Below are 1532 nucleotides of genomic sequence, written 5' to 3'. Positions count from 1 at the left end.
CCACCGACATGGGTGCGCTGCAGGAGCGCATCACGACGACGACCAAGGGCTCGATCACCTCGGTGCAGGCGATCTACGTGCCGGCCGACGATCTGACCGACCCCGCGCCGGCGACTTCGTTCGCCCACCTGGACGCGACGACCGTGCTCAACCGCGCGATTTCGGAAAAGGGCATCTATCCGGCCGTCGATCCGCTCGATTCGACGTCGCGCATGCTCGACCCGATGGTCGTCGGCGAAGAGCACTACCAGGTCGCGCGCCAGGTGCAGTCGATCCTGCAGCGCTACAAGTCGCTGCAGGACATCATCGCCATCCTGGGCATGGACGAGCTGTCGGAAGAGGACAAGCAGACGGTGGCCCGCGCCCGCAAGATCGAGCGCTTCCTGTCGCAGCCCTTCTTCGTTGCCGAAGTGTTCACCGGCGCGCCGGGCAAGCTGGTCGACCTCGCCGACACCATCAAGGGCTTCAAGGGCCTCTGCAACGGCGACTATGACCACCTGCCGGAAGCCGCCTTCTACATGGTCGGCGGCATCGAAGAAGCCGTCGAGAAGGCACAGCGCCTGGCGGCCGAAGCGGCGTAATTGGTGAATGGTCAGTAGTGAATTGTGAATGGGGAGGAGCGGACTGGAAATCGGGGCTGAGTGAAGTTCTTTCGGACCATTCACCATTCACCATTCACCATTCGCTGAATTAATCATGGCTGAAGCTTTCCAATTCGAACTGGTCTCGCCGGAGCGCCTGCTGGTTTCCGAGCAGGTCGAGTCCGTCGTCATTCCGGGCGCCGAAGGCGAAATGACCGTCATGGCCCATCACGCGCCGGTCATGACCACGATCAAGCCGGGCGTCGTCACGGTGAAGACCGCGGCAGGCAAGGAAGAACGCTACGTCGTGTTCGGCGGCTTTGCCGACATCGTTCCGGCCGGCTGCACGCTGCTCGCCGAATCGGCAGTAGCCGTCGGCGACATCGATCGCGCCGACCTGACCCGCCGTATCCAGGAAGCCAGGGAAGACGTCGCCGACGCCAAGGACGACCAGACGCGCAGCAAGGCCGAGCAGTTTCTTAGCCAGCTCACCACACTCGAAGGCGCCATCCTGCCTGCTTGAAGCGAAGATCAGTCCGGCAATTGCAAAGCGAGGCTTGCCTCGCTTTTTTATTTGATGGACAGTCCTGGCTTGTCTGCCTTGGGGGCGGTAGCCGGTGACTGAAGACACAAGGTCGAGATCCAGATGGTCGGCGGCCCTGGTGTCGGCCTTTGGCGGCCCGTTCGGCGGATTTCTTTGGATCGGAAGCGGCAAGCTGGCGGTCATAAGTCTGGTCGCGATCAGTGCCGCAAGCATCGCCCTTTGCTACATCGGGTTCCCGGTCTTGCCGGGCATCGATCTTTCCGGGTTGGCCAGTCTTTCAAGCATCGGCATAGCGCTATTTTCGGTGGTGCTCGTTGTTCCCTTTGCGCATCGATTCAAGCCGGACAAGTGGTACGCGCAAGGATTTTCGGTTCTGGTGCTGGCCTTTCTGGCCTCGTCTCTGGCTG

At 61.7% G+C, this 1532-nt stretch carries 1 protein-coding gene and 2 pseudogenes; all 3 read left to right on the top strand.

Going from position 1 to position 1532, the window contains the following annotated elements; translation table 11 throughout:
• Positions 1–581 (top strand): annotated as a pseudogene (locus EOA86_RS34165) (F0F1 ATP synthase subunit beta); the annotation flags it as partial.
• Positions 582–696: 115 nt separating this feature from the next.
• Entirely contained in the window at positions 697–1104 is a 408-nt protein-coding gene (locus EOA86_RS34160; protein ID WP_029349043.1) for a F0F1 ATP synthase subunit epsilon, read from the top strand.
• Between the two features lie 139 nt (positions 1105–1243).
• Positions 1244–1532: pseudogene (locus EOA86_RS34155) on the top strand (hypothetical protein); the annotation flags it as partial.

Origin of the sequence: Mesorhizobium sp. M5C.F.Ca.IN.020.32.2.1 (assembly GCF_004023105.1) — a bacterium.
Lineage (GTDB): Bacteria > Pseudomonadota > Alphaproteobacteria > Rhizobiales > Rhizobiaceae > Mesorhizobium > Mesorhizobium wenxiniae.
Note: the sequence above shows the minus strand (reverse complement) of the source record. Positions and strands in the feature narration are given on the sequence as shown.

Bases quoted from the DNA above. Each gene is read 5' to 3' on its own strand.
- EOA86_RS34160 (WP_029349043.1), top strand. From the start codon at position 697: ATGGCTGAAGCTTTCCAATTCGAACTGGTCTCGCCGGAGCGCCTGCTG.